The organism is Agromyces mediolanus, from assembly GCF_014648575.1.
Classification (GTDB): domain Bacteria; phylum Actinomycetota; class Actinomycetes; order Actinomycetales; family Microbacteriaceae; genus Agromyces; species Agromyces mediolanus.
Window position 1 is genome coordinate 39721 of sequence record NZ_BMRJ01000003.1, and the last position, 18428, is coordinate 58148.

General features: G+C 72.4%; 17 protein-coding genes. 2 read left to right on the top strand and 15 right to left on the bottom strand.

Annotated features, from left to right (window positions below; translation table 11 throughout):
- Positions 1 to 5: 5 nt before the first annotated feature.
- From miaA to IEY71_RS14270, 9 genes are all read right to left on the bottom strand, one after another.
- Positions 6 to 926, bottom strand: a complete 921-nt coding sequence (gene miaA, locus IEY71_RS14230; protein ID WP_189086028.1) for a tRNA (adenosine(37)-N6)-dimethylallyltransferase MiaA — start codon at positions 924 to 926, stop codon at positions 6 to 8.
- Between the two features lies 1 nt (position 927).
- Entirely contained in the window at positions 928 to 2529 is a 1602-nt protein-coding gene (gene miaB, locus IEY71_RS14235; RefSeq protein WP_189086029.1) for a tRNA (N6-isopentenyl adenosine(37)-C2)-methylthiotransferase MiaB, read from the bottom strand.
- A 12-nt stretch (positions 2530 to 2541) separates the two neighbouring features.
- Positions 2542 to 3192, bottom strand: a complete 651-nt coding sequence (locus tag IEY71_RS14240; protein ID WP_189086030.1) for a regulatory protein RecX — start codon at positions 3190 to 3192, stop codon at positions 2542 to 2544.
- A 251-nt stretch (positions 3193 to 3443) separates the two neighbouring features.
- Complete coding sequence (recA, locus tag IEY71_RS14245) at positions 3444 to 4508, bottom strand: recombinase RecA (protein WP_189086031.1); 1065 nt, start codon at positions 4506 to 4508, stop codon at positions 3444 to 3446.
- Between the two features lie 263 nt (positions 4509 to 4771).
- Positions 4772 to 5002, bottom strand: a complete 231-nt coding sequence (locus IEY71_RS14250; RefSeq protein WP_189086032.1) for a DUF3046 domain-containing protein — start codon at positions 5000 to 5002, stop codon at positions 4772 to 4774.
- A 92-nt stretch (positions 5003 to 5094) separates the two neighbouring features.
- On the bottom strand, positions 5095 to 5403 hold the full coding sequence (locus IEY71_RS14255; protein ID WP_189086033.1) for a helix-turn-helix domain-containing protein: 309 nt from the start codon (positions 5401 to 5403) through the stop codon (positions 5095 to 5097).
- 212 nt (positions 5404 to 5615) lie between these two features.
- Positions 5616 to 7175: a tripartite tricarboxylate transporter permease gene (locus tag IEY71_RS14260; RefSeq protein WP_189086034.1), complete on the bottom strand. Its 1560-nt coding sequence runs from the start codon at positions 7173 to 7175 to the stop codon at positions 5616 to 5618.
- The gene (locus IEY71_RS14265) at positions 7168 to 7722 is read right to left on the bottom strand and encodes a tripartite tricarboxylate transporter TctB family protein (RefSeq protein ID WP_189086035.1); all 555 of its coding nucleotides are present in this window, start codon (positions 7720 to 7722) and stop codon (positions 7168 to 7170) included. The genes IEY71_RS14260 and IEY71_RS14265 overlap by 8 nt, the downstream gene beginning before the upstream one ends.
- A complete protein-coding gene (locus IEY71_RS14270) occupies positions 7719 to 8777 on the bottom strand; it encodes a Bug family tripartite tricarboxylate transporter substrate binding protein (protein WP_189086036.1) in 1059 nt (352 codons plus the stop codon). The genes IEY71_RS14265 and IEY71_RS14270 overlap by 4 nt, the downstream gene beginning before the upstream one ends.
- A gap of 183 nt (positions 8778 to 8960) precedes the next feature.
- Here IEY71_RS14270 and IEY71_RS14275 point away from each other — a divergent pair, with 183 nt between their 5' ends.
- Both IEY71_RS14275 and IEY71_RS14280 read left to right on the top strand, forming a co-directional pair.
- Entirely contained in the window at positions 8961 to 10562 is a 1602-nt protein-coding gene (locus tag IEY71_RS14275; protein ID WP_229781766.1) for an ATP-binding protein, read from the top strand.
- Positions 10559 to 11245 (top strand): response regulator, encoded by a 687-nt coding sequence (locus IEY71_RS14280; protein WP_189086038.1) that lies wholly within the window; start codon positions 10559 to 10561, stop codon positions 11243 to 11245. The genes IEY71_RS14275 and IEY71_RS14280 overlap by 4 nt, the downstream gene beginning before the upstream one ends.
- 37 nt (positions 11246 to 11282) lie before the next feature.
- Here the strand turns inward: IEY71_RS14280 and IEY71_RS14285 are convergent, their stop codons facing one another.
- The 6 genes from IEY71_RS14285 to IEY71_RS14310 all read right to left on the bottom strand — a co-directional run bounded on the left by IEY71_RS14285 (position 11283) and on the right by IEY71_RS14310 (position 18353).
- On the bottom strand, positions 11283 to 11834 hold the full coding sequence (locus tag IEY71_RS14285; protein ID WP_189086039.1) for a CinA family protein: 552 nt from the start codon (positions 11832 to 11834) through the stop codon (positions 11283 to 11285).
- Positions 11831 to 12436, bottom strand: a complete 606-nt coding sequence (gene pgsA, locus IEY71_RS14290; RefSeq protein WP_189086040.1) for a CDP-diacylglycerol--glycerol-3-phosphate 3-phosphatidyltransferase — start codon at positions 12434 to 12436, stop codon at positions 11831 to 11833. Before pgsA ends, IEY71_RS14285 begins: the two co-directional genes overlap by 4 nt.
- Positions 12437 to 12454: 18 nt before the next feature.
- Positions 12455 to 15289 carry an FtsK/SpoIIIE family DNA translocase gene (locus IEY71_RS14295; protein WP_189086041.1) on the bottom strand — a complete coding sequence of 945 codons (2835 nt, stop codon included), beginning with the start codon at positions 15287 to 15289 and terminating at the stop codon, positions 12455 to 12457.
- A gap of 75 nt (positions 15290 to 15364) precedes the next feature.
- Positions 15365 to 16600 carry an ABC transporter permease gene (locus IEY71_RS14300; RefSeq protein WP_229781767.1) on the bottom strand — a complete coding sequence of 412 codons (1236 nt, stop codon included), beginning with the start codon at positions 16598 to 16600 and terminating at the stop codon, positions 15365 to 15367.
- On the bottom strand, positions 16597 to 17307 hold the full coding sequence (locus tag IEY71_RS14305; RefSeq protein WP_189086042.1) for an ABC transporter ATP-binding protein: 711 nt from the start codon (positions 17305 to 17307) through the stop codon (positions 16597 to 16599). The genes IEY71_RS14300 and IEY71_RS14305 overlap by 4 nt, the downstream gene beginning before the upstream one ends.
- Entirely contained in the window at positions 17304 to 18353 is a 1050-nt protein-coding gene (locus IEY71_RS14310; protein ID WP_189086043.1) for an efflux RND transporter periplasmic adaptor subunit, read from the bottom strand. Before IEY71_RS14310 ends, IEY71_RS14305 begins: the two co-directional genes overlap by 4 nt.
- Between the last annotated feature and the right edge of the window lie 75 nt (positions 18354 to 18428).

The following is an 18428-nucleotide window of genomic DNA, read 5'->3' on the forward strand; positions in this document are numbered from 1 at the left end:
GCGCTTCAGTCTAGGGCGGCGAGGCGGTCGAGCTCCGCGGCGCGGGCGGCGTCGTCGAGCGGGTCGAGCACGACCGCTTCGCGGTACCGCTTGAACCAGCCCACCTGCCGCCTGGCGTACACGCGGGTGAGCTGCTGGGTCTCGGCGATCGCCTCGGCCCGCGGCATCCGGCCCTGCAGCTCGGCGAGCGCCTGCGCGTAGCCGATCGCCTTGCGCGCGGTGACTCCGCGCTCCAGGCCCTGAGGGACGAGTCCAGCCACCTCGTCGACGAGCCCGTCGCGCCACATCCGCTCGACCCGGGCGTCGAGCCGGGCGACGAGCGCGGCCCGATCGCTGCGGAGGTGCACGATGCGGTGCGGGCGCCACGGCACCGGCTCCTCGGGAAGGCGCGCCGCCTTCGGCTCGCCGGTCACCTCGATGACTTCGAGCGCCCGCACGATGCGCCGGCCGTTCTGCGCGTCCACCCCTGCGGCGGTCTCGGCGTCGATCTCGCGCAGCCGCGCGTGCAGGAGCCCCGGCCCGCGCTCGGCGAGCTCGGCCTCGAGCCGCGCACGCACCGCCGGGTCGGTGCCGGGGAAGCGGAAGTCGTGGATGACGCTCGAGACGTACAGCCCGGAGCCGCCGACGAGCACGGCGACGCCCCCGTCGCCCGTGATGCGGTCGACGGCGGCGCGCGCCTCGCGCTGGTACGCGGCGACGGAGGCCTCGGCGGTCACGTCGAGGACGTCGAGGAGGTGGTGCGGGATGCCTCGGCGCGCCTCGACGGGGAGCTTCGCCGTGCCGATGTCCATGCCGCGGTACAGCTGCATGGCGTCGGCGTTCACGATCTCGGCGTGCCGGCCGGTGCGGGCGAGCGACTCGGCGAGATCGAGCGCGAAGTCCGACTTGCCGGTGCCGGTGGCGCCGACGACCGCGACGAGGGTCACCTCAGCGCTGACCGTCGGTGGGGTCGTAGATCGGCATGGTGCCGACGCCCGGCGAGACGAGCGGCTCCCGCGCCACGCGTACGGAGGGCAGCCCGAGCGAGACGGGACCGGGAGCGCCCGCGGCGCCGCCGTCGCCCGGCACGCCGCAGCTCTCGGCCTGGGCGCGGTCCCAGGCATCGCCGGCGCGGGTGCGGCGGACGGCGAGCGGAGCACCGTCGGGCGAGTCGGCGATGAGGTGGAACGGCGCCGCCTGCGAGATGACGACGGTGACGACGTCGCCCGGGCGCGGGATCTCCGATCCTTCGGGCACCTCGAAGTGCACGAGCCGACTGTCTTCGGCGCGGCCGGAGAGCCGGTGCGTCTCGGCGTCCTTCTTGCCCTCGCCGGTCGCGACGAGCACCTCGGCGGTGCGGCCGATGAGGCGCTGGTTCTCCTCCCAGGAGATGCGCTCCTGGAGGGCGATGAGCCGCTCGTAGCGCTCCTGCACGACCTCCTTCGGAACCTGCTCCTCCATGGTGGCGGCGGGGGTGCCCGGGCGGATGGAGTACTGGAAGGTGAAGGCAGAGGCGAAGCGGGCCGCCTCGACGACGCGCAGCGTCTCCTGGAAGTCCTCCTCGGTCTCGCCGGGGAAGCCGACGATGATGTCGGTGGAGATCGCCGCGTTCGGGATCTTGGCGCGCACGCGGTCGAGGATGCCGAGGAAGCGCTCGGAGCGATAGGAGCGGCGCATGGCCTTCAGGATGCGGTCGGAGCCCGACTGCAAGGGCATGTGCAGCTGCGGCATCACGTTCGGCGTCTCGGCCATGGCGTCGATGACGTCGTCGGTGAAGGCGGCGGGATGCGGGCTCGTGAAGCGGATGCGCTCGAGGCCGTCGATCTGGCCTGCCGCGCGGAGGAGCTTGCCGAACGCCTGCCGGTCGCCGAACTCGACGCCGTAGGAGTTGACGTTCTGCCCGAGCAGCGTGACCTCGATGGCGCCGTCGTCGACGAGCGCCTGCACCTCGGCGAGGATCTCGCCGGGCCGGCGGTCCTTCTCCTTGCCGCGGAGGGCCGGCACGATGCAGAAGGTGCAGGTGTTGTTGCAGCCGACCGAGATCGAGACCCAGCCGCTGTAGGTGGAGTCCCGCTTGGTCGGCAACGTGGAAGGGAAGACCTCGAGCGCGTCGAGGATCTCCAGCTGCGCCTCGTCGTTGTGACGGGCCCGCTCGAGCAGGCTCGGCAGGGCGCCCATGTTGTGGGTGCCGAAGACGACGTCGACCCACGGCGCCTTCTCGAGGATGACGTTCTTGTCCTTCTGGGCGAGGCAGCCGCCGACGGCGATCTGCATGCCCGCGTGCCGGCGCTTCACGCCGGCGAGGTGGCCGAGGTTGCCGTAGAGCTTGTTGTCGGCGTTCTCGCGGACCGCGCAGGTGTTGATGACGACCACGTCGGCCTCGGCGCCGTTCGCGGGCACGTAGCCGGCGGCCTCGAGGGAGCCCGACAGCCGCTCGGAGTCGTGCACGTTCATCTGACAGCCGAAGGTGCGCACCTCGTAGGTGCGCGGGGCGGACTCTGCCTGGGCGGGGACGGCCTCGCCCGGCGAGACCTCGTGAAGCGTGCTCATGATCGCACCAGTCTACGAGCGTTCGCGAGGCAGCGCCGTCGCCACCGCCTCCCGCACCACGTCGCCCGGATACCCCCGCCTGGCGAGGAACGCCGAGAGCCGGCGCTCGGCGACCGCACGATCGAGCCCGCCGAGCTGCCTGGCCCGACGCTCCGCGACCGCGATCGCGTTCGTGAGCTCGACCTCGGGATCGAGCTCCCCGACGGCCTCGCGGGCGACGGCCACGTCGACGCCGCGCCGGCCGAGCTCGGCGAGGATCGCCCCGCTCCCCCGGCCCCGCCGCTCGCCGTGACTGTGCACGAGTTGCTCGGCGAGCCGGGCGTCGTCGAGGTAGCCGAGCCGCTCGTAGCGCTCGATCCAGTCCTCCACCTCGACGTCGTCGAGCCCGTGCTCGACGAGCACGGCGCGGACCTCGGAGACGGACAGCGCCGAACGCCGAAGCCGCCCGACCACGATGCGGTCGATGCGCTCGTCGCGCTCGGGCCCCGGCTCGTTAAACTCGGGGGTCTCCTCGGCCGGGGACCGGCGCCCGCGGGCGCTCCCCGCTCGCGAGCGCTCGGCCGGCTGCCGCCCGGTGCGCCGCCCGGCGGCGGCCCCAGCGGAGGTGGCCCCAGCGGAAGCGGCCCCGTCGGAGGCCGCCCCGTCGACGGGGTCTGGTGACACGGCGATGAGATGCGACCACTCACTGCCGCGCGGCGGTCGCGCCTCCAATTCGTGCGAGCGCGAGCGGCTCTGGCGCGACGTGGCCGAGCGCGCTGCCGACCCCGAATCGCCCTGGCGCGGGCTCGCATCGACGCCGGGGACCGCCCAGGGCAGATACGCGACGGGCGCGAGACGCTCGGACTCGGCCGGCGAACCGACCTCTCCCGAGCGCTCGCGCCCGCCACCCGGCTCGTGCCGACGGACCATGGGACTCAGGCGCCCCGGCGCTTCGCGTCGATGGATTCGACGTTGGCGCCGGTCTCGGCGGCCTGCTGCCCCTGCTTGCCGATGCCGAGCTTCACGAGGATCTTCTGCTCGATGTCGGCGGCGATGTCGGGGTTCTGCAGGAGGAAGTTGCGCGCGTTCTCCTTGCCCTGGCCCAGCTGGTCGCCGTCGTAGGTGTACCACGCGCCTGACTTCTTCACGATGGCCTGGTCGACGCCGTAATCGATGAGCGAGCCCTCGCGGGAGATGCCGACGCCGTAGAGGATGTCGAACTCGGCCTGCTTGAACGGCGGGGCCATCTTGTTCTTGACGACCTTGACACGGGTGCGGTTGCCGACCGCCTCGGTGCCGTCCTTCAGGGTCTCGATGCGACGGATGTCGAGGCGCACCGAGGCGTAGAACTTCAGCGCCTTGCCGCCGGCGGTCGTCTCGGGCGAGCCGAAGAACACGCCGATCTTCTCGCGGAGCTGGTTGATGAAGATCATGGTGGTGTTCGTCTGGTTGAGCCCACCGGTCAGCTTGCGGAGCGCCTGCGACATGAGGCGGGCCTGCAGACCGACGTGCGAGTCGCCCATCTCGCCCTCGATCTCGGCGCGGGGCACGAGCGCCGCGACGGAGTCGATGACGACGAGGTCGATGGAGCCCGAGCGGACGAGCATGTCGGCGATCTCGAGCGCCTGCTCGCCCGTGTCGGGCTGCGAGACGAGCAGCGAGTCGATGTCGACGCCCAGCTTCTTCGCGTAGTCGGGGTCGAGCGCGTGCTCGGCGTCGACGAAGGCGGCGATGCCGCCCGCGCGCTGCACGTTGGCGATCGCGTGCAGGGTGAGCGTGGTCTTGCCCGAGGACTCGGGGCCGTAGATCTCGATGATGCGGCCTCGGGGCAGGCCGCCGACGCCGAGCGCGACGTCGAGGGCGATGGAACCGGTCGGGATGACCTCGACCGGGGCGCGCTCTTCGCTGCCGAGGCGCATGACGGAGCCCTTGCCGAACTGACGGTCGATCTGGGCGAGGGCGGTTTCGAGGGCTTTCTCGCGGTCTGCGGGAGAGGGCATGAGGTGGGCTCCTTCTGAGTCGGTCGGCTGCCTCTAGGCTGTCGCGCCTCGCGCGGGGCCGTGACCCCACCCGTCTGACGACAAGGCTGGTTCGGATCGGAGGATCCGACGCCTCCGACGCTAGTCACCCCCACCGACACGGAGTGCCGGCAGCGATGGACCGTGGACGGATCCGCAGATCACCTCACCTGTTGAGGACAGTACCGCAGCACCGAACGCATGTTCGAACCCGACGCGGCGTGTCGAACAGATCTTCGGTGGGATCAGCTCGTCGCGCGCGGTTCGCGGATCGCCGGCCCGTGCCGGCGCGCCAGCGGAACATCCGTCGCCTCGCAGAGCGCCGCCCAGACCTCCCGGGCGGGAGCGCCGTCGGCGAGCGCCTCTTTGGCGGTGCGCCCGCCGAACGAGGCCAGTGCCAGGTCGGCGACGACCACCGCGCCGTAGCCCTCGCCGAACTCCTCGGCGACGGCGAGCTGGAACTCGCTGAGCTTCACGTCGACCTCCTGCCGGCCCATCGGCCGGGGACAGCCGAACGGCCGGTCGAGGACCGGCCGTTCGGGAAATCGGGGAGCACTGAACGGGAGGTTCAGCGCACCATCATGTCTGCGTCGAACTCGGCGACGAGCTCGTCGGGCAGGCTGTCGGGCACCGCGGTGAGACCCTCGAGCACGGCGATGCGATCGCCGACCTCGTGCATGATCACCGAGATGGGAGTGTCGAGCGCTTCGGCGACGGACGCGAGGATCTCGCTCGACGCCTCCTTCTGCCCGCGCTCGACCTCACTGAGGTAGCCGAGAGCGACGGACGCCTTGGACGCGACCTGACGAAGGGTGCGCCCCTTCTGCAGCCGGAAGTCCCTCAGCACATCGCCGATCTCCTGACGAACCAGAACCATCGGAACCTCCTTCTCTTCTGCCTCTCGGTCCGGTTGGACCGGAACGGGAGGGTCAGTCTAACCGACGTCTCCCGTGAGTCAGACTCTAGCCTTGCACACTGGATTTCCCGTGTGAACTCGTCACATGTAACGGCTCGGAGTCGGCGGGTATTCCGCGGGGCCCCGCGGCGATCCCGGGTGATCGCCACGGAGCCCCGCGCCCGTGCCTGCCGCTACTTCGTCGGCTCGTCGATCGCCTGGATCGCCGAGGTCGGCACGAGCTTGGGCGCGGCCTCGAGCTTCGCACGCCGGCGCTTCAACCAGATGCCGGTGAGCACGATCACGGCCATGGTCGAGTAGGCGATGATCGCGAAGGGGCTGTGCACCAGATAGAGCAGATCGCCCTGGCTGATCGCCATCGACTTGCGGACCTGCTCCTCGGCCATCGGCCCAAGGATGCCGCCGACGACCATCGGCGCGACCGGGTAGCCGTAGCGGCGCATCAGGAAGCCCGCGATCCCGACGACGAGCAGCGTGAGGGTGTCGAACACGTTGAAGTGCAGCGCGTAGGCCCCCAGGCCGGCGAAGGCGAGGATGCCGGCGTAGAGGTACGGGCGCGGGATGCGCAGCACCTTCACCCACATGCCGACGAGCGGCAGGTTCAGCACGAGGAGCAGTACGTTGCCGATGTAGAGGCTCGCGATGAGCGCCCACACGAGTCCGGACTGGTTCTCGAAGAGCAGCGGGCCCGGGCGGATGCCGTACGACTGGAATGCGGAGATGATGATCGCCGCGGTGGCCGTGGTCGGCAGGCCGAGCGTCAGCAGCGGCACGAGCACGCCGGCCGCAGCGGCGTTGTTCGCCGCCTCCGGGCCCGCGACGCCCTCGATCGCACCGCGCCCGAACTGCTCGCGCGCCCGCCCCTTGGCGAGCTTGCGCTCGCTGGCGTAGGAGAGGAAGGTCGCGACATCGGCGCCGCCGGCGGGAATCGTGCCGATCGGGAAGCCGATCGCGGTCCCGCGCAGCCACGGCTTCCACGAGCGGCGCCAGTCGCTGCGGGTCATCCAGCTGCGCCATCCTCGGGTGACCGGGATGATCTGCACCGCACCGTGACGCAGTCGGGACGCGACGTACAGGGTCTCGCCGAGCGCGAAGAGGCCGACCGCGATGAGGACGACGTCGATGCCGTCGGCGAGGCTCGGCACCCCGAAGGTGTAGCGCTGCTGGCCCGAGAGCACCTCAGTGCCGACGAGCCCGAGCATGAGGCCGAGGCCCAGCGAGACGAGCCCGCGCGGCACGCTCGAGCCGAGCAGTGCGCCGACGGTGAGGAACGCCACGACCATCAGGGCGAAGTAGTCCGCCGGCCCGAGCTGCACCGCGAGCTTCGCGATGCCCGGGGCGAGGAAGGTGAGCAGCACGGTGGCGATCGTGCCCGCGACGAAGGAGCCGATGGCCGCGGTCGCGAGCGCGGCGGCCCCGCGGCCGGCCTTCGCCATCCGATTGCCCTCGAGGGCGGTGACGATCGAGGCCGACTCCCCCGGGGTGTTCAGCAGGATCGAGGTGGTCGATCCGCCGTACATGCCGCCGTAGTAGATTCCGGCGAAGAGGATGAGGGCGCCCGTCGGGTCGAGCGAGTAGGTGAGCGGCAGCAGCAGCGCGACGGTCATCGCCGGACCGATGCCGGGCAGCACGCCGACCGCGGTGCCGACGAAGACGCCGAACAGCGCGTAGAGCAGGTATTGCGGCTGCAGTGCCGTGGTGAAGCCCTCGAGGAGGGCGGCGAGACTATCCATTGAAGATCGGGATCCAGTCGAGCAGGGGGCCGGCGGGGAGCGAGAGGCCCAGCCAGGTCCCGAAGAGCAGTTGCGTGGCGAGGCCGAGGCCGAGGCCGACGAGCACCGCGACCCACCAGCGCTTCGCGCCGAGGGTGAGCGCCGCGCCGGCGAAGACCACCGCGATCGCGATCGGCCAGCCGACGAACTCGATGAGCACGAGCTGCGAGCAGAACACGGCCACGAGCAGCACGACGGCCCGCCAGTCGGTCTTCGCGTCGGGGTCGACGTCCTCGCCCTCGTCGGGCTGGCCGCGATGCCCGGTCGCGATCGCGACGATGACGGCGATCGCGGCGACGAGCAGCAGCGCGCCGACGAAGTAGGGGAACACCCGGGGCCCGAGCACGCTCGCGGAGCCGGAGGGAACGCGGATGGCCCCGGCGCCGACGATGACGCCGACGCCGAGGAGCGCGCAGACGACGGCGAACGCGAGTTCGCCGATCGGCCGCCGGGGTCCGGCCCCCGCCGGGCGGGGGGCGCCGGCGGGGTCCGGAGTCTCGGTGGTCACTTCGCGACCAGGCCGATCGTCTGCAGCGTCTCGGTGACCTCGGTGATGTTGCCGTCGAGGAACTCCTGGAACTCGTCGCCGACGAGGAACGCGTCGCTCCAGCCCTTGTCGGCGAGGGTCTTGGTCCACGCGTCAGAGGCGTGCAGCTCGGTCACGAGCTCGACCAGCGCCTCGCGGTCGGCGTCGTCGATGCCGGGAGGGGCGAGGAGTCCGCGCCAGTTGGTCAGCTCGATGTCGTAGCCCTCGTCGCTCAGGGTCGGCACCTCGGGGAGCAGCTCGCTCGGCTCGCCCGAGGAGACCGCGAGCGCACGGAGCTCGCCCGCCTCGACCTGCTCGGCGAACTCGCCGACACCGGAGATGCCGGCCTGCACGGTGCCGCCGAGCAGCATCGTGACGGCTTCGCCGCCGCCGGAGTTCGGGATGTAGTTCAGCGTCGACGGCACGTCGGCGGGGTCGACCCCCGCCTCGGTGACGAGCATGCCGGCGAGGATGTGGTCGGCGCCGCCGGCCGAGCCGCCGGTGACCGAGATCGCGGCCCCGTCCTTGACGATCGCGTCGACGAGGTCGCCCACGGACTCGTAGGGCGACGACGAGGGCACGACCACGACGAGCGGCTCCTCGGTGAGTCGGGCGATCGGGGTGACGTCCTCGATGCGCGACTGCGAGGCGTTCGTCTCGACCGCGCCGACCATCACGAGGCCGGTCACCATGAGCGTGGCCGGGTCCTTCTCGTTGGCGAGGGCGGCGAGGCCGACGGTGCCGCCGGCGCCGCCGATGTTCTCGACGGGCGCCTTGCCGACGAGGTCCTCGCTGGTGAGCACCTCGCCGAGCGCGCGGGCGGTCTGGTCCCAGCCGCCGCCCGGGTCGGCCGGGGCGATGAGCTGGACGGCGTCGAGCGACACCGCCTCGGTGTCTCCTCCGCCGGTTGGCTGCGCGCCCGTGCCGGAGCAGGCCGCGAGGCCGAGTCCGGTCGCGAGCGCGAGCGTGGCGACGCCGAAGCGCCGTGCCGTGGGTCGGGAAAGGGCCGCGGACCGCGGTCCGGATGCTGATCGCAAGACTCCTCCTTGAGCGCCGGCCACCCTGGCCGGTCGATCGGTACTGCACGAAGTTAGAGCTTCGCTTCCGCCAGGCGGAATGCTGCGGTCGTAAGCGTCGTAAGGGTCGTTGCGGTCGTTTCGGTCGTAGTGTTCACGGCTCCGGATGCCTGGAGCCGCCGCCGCGTGCGGCACACTGTTCCAGTGGGCCGGTCGATGTCGCTGCGCATGCAGCTCCTGCTGCTGCAGGTGACGATCGTGCTCGCCACCGTCGTCGGCACCGGGCTCGTCGCCGCCCTCCTGCAGGAGCAGCAGCTCCGCGAGTCGTACGAGGACCGCATGGTCGCCGTGGCCCAGTCCGTCGCCTCGCTGCCCGTGATCATCGACGCCTTCGACGACCGGGCGCCCTCGCGCACGATCCAGCCCATCGCCGAAGTCGTCCGGGAGGCCTCCGACGTCACCTACGTCGTCGTCGCGAACGAGGACGGCATCCGCTACTCCCACCCGGATCCCGAGCGGATCGGCGAGCGGGTCTCGACCGACCCGTCCGTGCCGCTCTCCGGCCGGATCTACGTCGGCACGCAGACCGGCACGCTCGGCGAGTCCTGGCGGGTCAAGGTGCCCATCTTCGGGGCGGACGGCACGACCGTGATCGGCCAGGTCTCGGTCGGCATCCTCGAGTCCGAACTCCGCGAGGACTTCCTCGGCGGACTGTGGGCCCTCTTCGCGGCGCTCGTCGGGGCGACCCTCGTCGGCGTGCTCGGCTCGGCCTGGATCGGCGGGCTCATCCGGCGCCGCATCTACGGCCTCGAGCCCGACGAGATCCGCGCGCTGCTGGAGACCCGCGAGGCCATGCTGCACGGCATCCGCGAGGGCCTCGTCGCCCTCGACGGCGACCGGCGCATCGTGCTCGTGAACGACGCGGCCGCCCGACTGCTCGGCGTCGAGGCCGACGCCGTGCTCGGTCGCACGGTCGACGAGGTGCTGGACGGCGAGCTCGCCCGCTTCATCGTGGCCGACGAGCCGGCCGAGACCCCCGTGCTCTCCGGGGAACGCGTGCTGCTCGTGCACGCCGACCGCATCCGCGTGGACGGCCGAGAGGTGGGCTGGATCGCGATCCTCCGCGATCGCACCGAGCTGGAGACCATGCTGCGCGAACTGCAGGGCGCGCAGAGCCTCGCGGACGACCTGCGCGCCCAGTCGCACGAGTTCTCGAACACGCTGCACGTGCTCGGCGGGCTCATCGAGCTCGGCCAGTTGGAGGCGGCCACCGCCTTCATCGAGCGGGTCGGCGCCGGCGGCGCGCTCAGCTCACTGCACGACCACGGCGGCATCGCCGACGCCGAGACCGCGGCGCTCGTGCTCGCCAAGCGGTCCCGCGCGCACGAGCTCGGCATCGGGCTCGAGGTCGACGCCGCCTCGCATCTCGGGAGCGGGCATCCGGCGGCCGACGACATCCGCACCGTCGTGGCGAACCTCCTCGACAACGCCGTCGAGGCCTGCGTGCTCGGCGGCGGGGTGCGCCTGCTCGTGCGCGACGACCTCGAGCCCGACGTCGTGCTGGTGCAGGTCGACGACGACGGCCCCGGCGTCCCGGCCGAGCGGCGCGCCGCGATCTTCCAGCCCGACGTCAGCGACAAGCCGCCCGCTCCCGGCAAGGCCAGGCGCGGGATCGGCCTCACCATCGTCCAGCGCATCGCCCAGCGGCTCGGGGGCACCGCCGAGGCCGGCGGCTCCCCCGCCGGCGGCGCCCGTTTCACGGTGCGGCTCCCCTCGGCACGAGATCGGGCGGAGGCGGACGCATGAGCGATGTCCGCGTCGTCATCGTGGACGACGACTTCGCCGTCGCGCAGGTCAACCGGGCGTTCGTCGACGCCAGGCCGGGCTTCGTCGTCGTCGCGGAGGCTCACACCGGTGCCGCCGCGCTCGCGGCCATCGAGCAGCACCGCCCGGAGCTCGTCCTCCTCGACGTGTACCTGCCCGACCTGGGCGGCCTCGAAGTGCTCCGCCGGCTGCGCGCCTCGGGCGACGAGGTCGAGGTCATCGCCGTCACCGCGGCGCGCGACCTCGACACCGTGCGCCGAGCGCGACTGCTCGGCGTGCGGCAGTACCTCGTGAAGCCCTTCACCGGCGCGACCCTCGGCGAGCGGCTCGACGAGGTGCGACGCGAACTCCGCCGGGAGCGTCGCCCGGATGCGCTCGACCAGCAGGAGGTCGACCGGCTCCTCGGCACGGCCGCAGCACCGAGCGGCGCGCTGTCGGTGCCCAAGGGGCTGTCGGGGGTGAGTCTCGGCCGGGTCACCGCCGAGCTCGCGAACGCGGTGCCGGATGCCTCGGCCGCCGAGATCGCGCAGTCCCTCGGCATGAGCCGGGTGAGCGCCAGACGCTACCTCGAGCACCTCGTCGCGACCGGCGCGGCCGAAGTCGCCCCGCGGTACGGCGCGGCGGGCCGACCGGAGCACCGCTACCGGCGACGCGAGTCCCGCTAGCGCTCCGCGCGGACCGCGCCGGCGAGCCGGGGCGCCGCTACCGCCGGAGCGACTCCCGCTCGAGCTCGGCGCGCAGTTCGCGGACGGCGCGACGCACCGTCTCCGCGCGGATCGCCGCCCGATCCCCCGACAGCTGAAGCTCGACCGCCCGTTCGCCGTCCGGACCGCTGACGCCGACGTAGACGGTGCCCGGGGGCCGCCCGTCCTGCGGCTCCGGGCCGGCGACGCCGGTCGTGGCGATGCCGAGCTCCGCATCGCGTCCACCGACGGCGAGCGCCGCACGGGCCCCGCGGGCCATCTGCCTCGCAACCTCCGGGTGCACGGCCCCCTCGGCGGCCAGGAGCTCCGCGCCCACACCGAGCAGCCGATGCTTCAGCGGCGTGGCGTACGCGACGATGCCGCCGTTCACGACGGCCGAAGCGCCGGGGATGCGGATGAGCTCCGCGGCCAGCAGGCCGCCGGTGAGCGACTCGGCGACCGCGAGGCGCAGCCCGCGACGGGCCAGCTCCGCGACGAGACCCGCCGTCTCATCCGCCCGCGCCGCGCCGACGGCGGTCTGAGCGGACGAGGCACCCGCGCCGTCGCTCATGCGCGTCCCGCGCGCCCCTCGCGGGCGAGCCGGATCGCATCCCGCACGTACAGCAGGCCCGACCACACGGTCAGCACGAGCGCCGCAGCGATGAGCACCGCGTTCACCCACGCCATCCACTCGCCGAGCAGGACCGGCAGCGGCGCCAGCGCGACGGAGATCGCGACCGCCTGCACGACGGTCTTGAGCTTGCCGCCCGAGGACGCCGGCACGACATTGCCGCGGCCGAGTTCGACGAAGCGCCAGACCGTGATGCCGACTTCGCGGAGAATGATCAGTCCGGTCACCCACCACGGCACTTCGGCGAGGATCGAGAGGCAGACGAGCGCGCCGCTGGTGAGCAGCTTGTCGGCGATGGGGTCGAGGATCTTGCCGAGATCGGTGACGAGCCCGCGGCTGCGCGCGATGTGACCGTCGATGCCGTCGGTCGCGATCGCGACGACGAACAGCGCCGTCGCCGCCCAGCGGAGCGCGCCGCCCTCGCCCGCATCGGCCAGTACCAGCCAGAAGAAGATCGGCGCGAGCAGAATGCGCACGATCGTGATCGCGTTCGGCAGGTTCCAGTTCGCCGATCGAGCACGGCCTTCGGCGGAGGAGGTCATAGGGCCAAGGCTACCCGGTCAGTCGCGACCGGTGAGGCCCCAGGCATCCTCGTCGTCGTCCGCCTCGACCTCTTCGAGGCCCTCGGGGATGCGCCCGACCGGATCGTCGTAGCGATCGTCGATCTGCGGCGCCGCCGGCGGGGTCGCGGCGGCTGCGGCGGTCGGCGCGGCGGCGGGTGCCGGTCCGGACGGTTCGCCGCGGAGCTTGGCCAGCACCCCGGGCAGCTGCTCGGCGGTCACGAGCACGTCGCGCGCCTTCGAGCCCTCGGAGGGGCCGACGATCTCGCGGGATTCGAGGAGGTCCATGAGTCGTCCCGCCTTCGCGAAGCCGACCCGCAGCTTGCGCTGCAGCATCGAGGTCGAGCCGAACTGCGTCGACACGACGAGCTCGGCCGCCGCGAGCAGCAGCTCGAGGTCGTCGCCGATGTCGGAGTCGATCTCCTTGCGCTCGACCGCGGCCTGCACGTCCTGACGGTACTCGGGCCGTGCCTGACGCGTCACGTGCGAGACGACCCGTTCGATCTCGGCCTCGCTGACCCACGCGCCCTGCACGCGGAGCGCCTTCGACGCCCCCATCGGCAGGAACAGGCCGTCGCCCTGGCCGATGAGCTTGTCGGCACCGGGCTGGTCGAGGATGACGCGCGAGTCGGTCACGCTCGTCACCGCGAACGCGAGCCGCGACGGGACGTTCGCCTTGATGAGGCCCGTCACGACGTCGACGGAGGGGCGCTGGGTCGCGAGCACCAGGTGGATGCCGGAGGCGCGGGCGAGCTGCGTGATGCGGACGATGGAGTCCTCGACGTCGCGCGGGGCCACCATCATCAGATCGGCGAGCTCGTCGACGACGACGAGCAGGTACGGGTACGGCTTCAGCACCCGCTCGCTGCCCGCCGGCAGCACGATCTCATCGTTCACGACGGCCTTGTTGAAGTCGTCGATGTGGCGGAAGCCGAACGACGCGAGGTCGTCGTACCGCATGTCCATCTCCTTCACGACCCACTGCAGCGCTTCGGCCGCCTTCTTCGGGTTCGTGATGATGGGCGTGATGAGGTGCGGGACGCCCGCGTACGGGGCGAGCTCGACGCGCTTCGGGTCGATGAGCACCATGCGGACGTCGCTCGGCTTCGCGCGCATCAGCAGGCTCGTGATCATGGAGTTCACGAAGCTCGACTTGCCGGAGCCGGTGGAGCCGGCGACGAGGAGGTGCGGCATCTTCGCGAGGTTCGCGATGACGTAGCCGCCGCCCACGTCCTTGCCGACGCCGATCGTCATCGGGTGCTTCGCGTTCGCCGCCGCCGGCGCCCGGAGGACGTCGCCGAGCGTCACGATCTCGCGGTCGGCGTTCGGGATCTCGACGCCGATCGCGCTCTTGCCGGGGATCGGCGAGAGGATGCGCACCTCGTTCGACGCGACGGCGTAGGAGAGGTTCTTCGACAGCGCGGTGACCCGCTCGACCTTCACGCCGGGCCCGAGCTCGATCTCGTACTGGGTCACGGTCGGGCCGCGCGAGAAGCCGGTGACCTTCGCATCGACCGAGAACTGCTCGAGCACGCCCGTGATGGCACGGACCACGTCGTCGTTGGCCTGGGAGCGGGTCTTCGCCGGCGCCCCCGCCGCGAGCGTCGAGGAGGCGGGCAGGTGGTACGGGCGATCCGGCTGCGGCTCGGCGGCCTCGTCGGGAACGAGCCCGGGCGCAGCGTCGGCCCCCGGCTCGTCGTCGAGGCCGGCCAGCGGCTCGAGCACCGCGGTCGCGCCCGCGTCGTCGCCCCGGAGCCCGGTGCCGCCGTGCGGCACCTCGCCCGTGAACCGGGCGACCGCCGACTCGGCGCGCTCGAGCTCGCCGATGACCTCGGCGTCGTAGCCGTCGCCCTCGAGCGCCGACTCGAAGCTGCCGTCCGCGGATCCGGGACCGAACACCTCGGTGAGCCCGTCGACGCCGGGCGGCTCGAAGCTCGGGTCCTCCTCGCGGTTCGAGCTGTTGCGGCGCCACCACGGTACGAGGCCGGTCGCGCTGGGTTCGTCGTCGTCGTCGAGGCCGTCGAGCTCGACCGGCTCGCTGCGCTCCTTCTTGCGGCGACCGGGCTTCGCTTCCGGCTCGGCCTCGGCGGCTTCGGCCTCGGGTGCTCCGAAGAGCCAGACGTAGAGCTCCCGGACGCGCGCACCGATGCGGTTCGGCGGCGTCTTGGTCATGATGAGCAGGGCGAGCAGGAGCAGGAGGATGACGACGGCGGTCGCGCCGATCGGCGTGATCAGGAAGATCAGCGGCTGTGCGAGTGTCCAGCCGAGCACGCCGCCCGCCTTCGCGAGCGCCATGATGCCCTCGCTCGGGTCGGGCTGGCCGCCGAAGATGTGGCAGAGCGCGGCGACGGTGACGAGGAGCAGCGCGAGCCCGATGCCGATGCGGGTGTTGTCGTGCACGGAGCTCGGGTGCCGGAACAGCCAGACCGCGAAGAGCAGCATGATGATGGGCAGCGCGAAGGCGACCCGCCCGAAGAGCGCGCCGAAGCTCCACGCGTCGAGCGTCTGCGCCACGGGGTCGTTGATGAGGAACCACTCGATCACGGCGCCCGCGATCGCGAGGAGCACGAGGAAGAAGGGCAGCCCGTCGCGGCGCTCCTCCTTCTGCAGGGTCTCGGGGCCGAGCGCACGGGCGGCCCCGCCCGCGACATGGGCGAGCCCCATCCAGGCGCGCACGAGCAGGTTCGGCCCCTCGGGCTGCGCCGCCTTCGCCTGGGCGGCCTTGCTCTGCTTGGCGGTCGCGGCGGGCAGCTTCTTGGTCGGGGCAGTGCGCGCGGCGGTGCCGCGGGTCGAGCTACCCGAGGCACGGCCCGTCGACTTCGTGCTCGTTGCCATGCCCACCAGGCTACGGCCGCCCGCCGTCACTGGCCCGCAGCTGCGCGGGAATGTTCCGGATCCGCGTGCGCACGCTCAGAACCGGATCGCGTCGATGACCCGCACCCGCACGGCCGCCAGCGCCGGCAGCACCCCGGCGAGGGCGCCGACGAGCACGGCCGAGCCGAGTCCGACGATCGCCGCCTCGATCGGGAAGCCGGGGAGGTCCTCGAGCTCGGCGCCGCCGAGCACCATGGTCATCAGCGGGCTGCGGACGAGCAGGATCGCGACGCCCACCCCGACCACGCCGGCGACGAAGGTGCCGACGACGCTCTCCATCAGCACCGCGAAGAACACTCGCCCGGCGGTCGCGCCGAAGGTGCGGCGGATGCCGATCTCACGGATCCGGGTGCGGACGGTGACGAGCGCGATGTTCACGAGACCGAGCGCGCCGAGCAGGAGGATGACGACGGCGACGCCCGCGACGAGGAGCTTCACGAAGAGGAGCGGGTCCTCGCCGAACGCCGCGTAGTCGCTGCGGAACCCGTCGACCTGGGCGCCGTCGCCGAGCGCGCCCGCGAAGTCGCGCCGGATCGCCTCGATCAGCGGTTCCGCCTGGTTCTGGTCGAGCCACGCCTCGAAGCTCGGCAGCTGGCCGCCCATCATGCCGCCGCTCCCGCTCGCGGGGATCGCCGCGTAGGCGTCGGCGAGCATGAACGCGCTCGGCTCCGTGTCCCACTCCCCCGTCTTGGGCGTGACGCCGACGACCACCGCGGTCACCCCGCCCTCCGCGAGCAGCTCGACCGTCGGGTTGGTGGCGAGCGCCGGCCGGCCGATCCGATCCCAGAACGGCTCGTTGATGACGATCGCCGGCGCCAGCCGCTCGGCGTCGCCGGGGGCGAACCAACTCCCCTCGCTCACCCGGACCCGGTGGATCACCCCGTACGCCGGATCCACCGCCTGGGTCGCGACCGGCACCGCGCCGTCCGCGAACTGCACCGTCAGCTGGCCGTAGACGATCCGGCTGCCGTAGGCGATGCCGTAGCGTTCGAGCACCTCGCCCCACGCTGCGTTCAGCTGCGCCGGATCGGGCGGCGTGGAGGCGTTGACGTTGAACTGGGCGGTCGCCGCCCGTCCGCCGCTGCGCTCCGAGACCTCGCGCACGCCCTGCTCGGCGACCGCGCCGGCCCCGACCACGGTCGCGAGCGCGCACACCGCGACCGCGACGCCGACGAGCGAGAGCAGCACGCGGCCGCGATGGATGCGGAGCTCCTCCATCGCCTCGACGACGGCGCTCACGAACCCGGTCGCGATCCTGGCCAGCGCGTTCACGACGGGCTCCCTGCGGGCACCGCGTCGTCGAGCGGCACCAAGCGCCCCTCGCTGAGGCGGAGATGACGGTCGGCGCGGCGCGCGATCGCGGGATCGTGGGTGATCGTGACGAGCGCCGCCCGGGTCTCCGCGGCGACCTCCTCGATGAGCTCCATGACGGTGCCGCCCGTCTCCAGGTCGAGCGCGCCGGTGGGTTCGTCGGCGAGGATGAGCCTCGGCCGCCGGACGAGCGCCCGAGCGATCGCGACGCGCTGCTGCTCGCCGCCCGAGAGCCGCTCCGGCCGGGAATCGGTGCGCTCGCCGAGCCCGACGCGCTCGAGCATCTCCCGTGCGATCCGCTCGCGGCGCCAGAAGGATGCGCCGCCGTCGTAGAGGAGCGGGGTCTGCACGTTCTCGATGGCGGTCCGGCCGGGCAGCAGGTTGAACTGCTGGAAGATGAAGCCGATCTCGCGCCCGCGGACGCGATCGCGGCGGGCGCCGCGGAGGCGTCGGGCGTCTTCGCCCAGGATGCGCAGCTCGCCCTCGCTCGGGCTGTCGATGAGGCCGAGCAGGTTCAGCAGGGTCGACTTGCCGGAACCGCTGCGACCCACGATGGAGACGCGCTCGCCCTCGTCGACCGCGAGTTCGACGTGCCGCAGGATCGTGAGCGGCTCCGCGTCGGGCAGTTCGACCGTGCGACCGACGTCGATCGCCTCGACGAGCCTCATCCGCCGCACACCTGCATGCCGCCGGGCAGGAGCTCGCAGCCCTCCATGCCGGCCGGCACCGCCGGCGCGCCCGGCACGAACTCGAGAATGCTGTCGCCCTCGGCGAGCCCCTCGGCGACCGCCACCTGCCGGCCGTCGCTCAGACCGAGCTTCACCTCGCGCTCGGTCTGCGCCCCCTCGGCGTCGACGAGCCAGACGACGCCCGTCTCGGCGCCGCCCTTGACGGCGGTGGTCGGGATGACGAGCACGTTCTCCGCCGTGCCGGCCTGGATGGTCACCTCGGCGGCGAGACCGGGGAACACCCGGACGTCGCCGGGCACGGCGCAGCGCACCGTCGCCGCGGTCGCCCCGCCGCCCTGCGGCTGCTGGCCGGCGGCCCCGTCCTGCCCGTCCGATCCGCTCGCCGGGCTGCGCGGGGTCCCGATCGTGAGCCCGGTGCAGGTGAACGGCGCCGGACCTCCGGAGATCGCGACCTGCGCCTCGCCGGGCTGCTGGGTGAGCCGGTACTGCTGTTCGGGCGTGAGCGACGCCGTGACGTTGAAGCTCGGCGGGGCGACCTGGCCCGTGACGCCGCCGGTCGTGACGGGCTGCCCCTCGATCACGTCGAGCGAGCTCAGCACGCCCGTCGCCGGGGCGAACACCTTCTCGAAGCGGTAGCTCGGCGGCGCGGGCACGGTCATCGGCTGCCCGTCCGGTCCGGTCTCCTCGACGGTGGCCGGCGGGTTCTCGACCTTGATGTCGTAGAGCTTGTCGCCGGCCGTGACCTGGCTCCCGGCGGCGACGAAGACCTCGTCGACCGTGCCGGTGCCGCTCGCCTTGACCGCGACGGTGGGATCGGCGTTGACCGTCCCGGTGAGGACGAGGTCGTTGGTCACCGTGCCGGTGGCGACGACGACCTGCGGCGCGGCGAGGCTGCCGCCCGGTTGGAGGGTCGAGTCGTCCTCGGCCCGGTCCGGGAAGAACGCGAGCTTCACGAGCGCGATCGCCACGACGGCGACGAGCACCACCCGGATGATCGGAAAGACCCACTTGCGCCAGACGCCCACGACACCCCAATCGTTCCGCCCGACTCCGGGCACTGGACCACACTAGGGGGTGAACCGGCTCCGCTTCGTCGGTCT

What these genes read in the sequence shown, in the direction of transcription:
- IEY71_RS14285 (WP_189086039.1), bottom strand. Translation starts at nt 11,834, where the DNA reads ATGAGCGACGGCGCGGGTGCCTCGTCCGCTCAGACCGCCGTCGGCGCG.
- IEY71_RS14255 (WP_189086033.1), bottom strand. Translation starts at nt 5,403, where the DNA reads ATGGTTCTGGTTCGTCAGGAGATCGGCGATGTGCTGAGGGACTTCCGG.
- IEY71_RS14295 (WP_189086041.1), bottom strand. Translation starts at nt 15,289, where the DNA reads ATGGCAACGAGCACGAAGTCGACGGGCCGTGCCTCGGGTAGCTCGACC.
- miaB (WP_189086029.1), bottom strand. Translation starts at nt 2,529, where the DNA reads ATGAGCACGCTTCACGAGGTCTCGCCGGGCGAGGCCGTCCCCGCCCAG.
- IEY71_RS14305 (WP_189086042.1), bottom strand. Translation starts at nt 17,307, where the DNA reads ATGAGGCTCGTCGAGGCGATCGACGTCGGTCGCACGGTCGAACTGCCC.
- IEY71_RS14260 (WP_189086034.1), bottom strand. Translation starts at nt 7,175, where the DNA reads ATGGATAGTCTCGCCGCCCTCCTCGAGGGCTTCACCACGGCACTGCAG.
- recA (WP_189086031.1), bottom strand. Translation starts at nt 4,508, where the DNA reads ATGCCCTCTCCCGCAGACCGCGAGAAAGCCCTCGAAACCGCCCTCGCC.
- pgsA (WP_189086040.1), bottom strand. Translation starts at nt 12,436, where the DNA reads ATGACCTCCTCCGCCGAAGGCCGTGCTCGATCGGCGAACTGGAACCTG.
- IEY71_RS14280 (WP_189086038.1), top strand. Translation starts at nt 10,559, where the DNA reads ATGAGCGATGTCCGCGTCGTCATCGTGGACGACGACTTCGCCGTCGCG.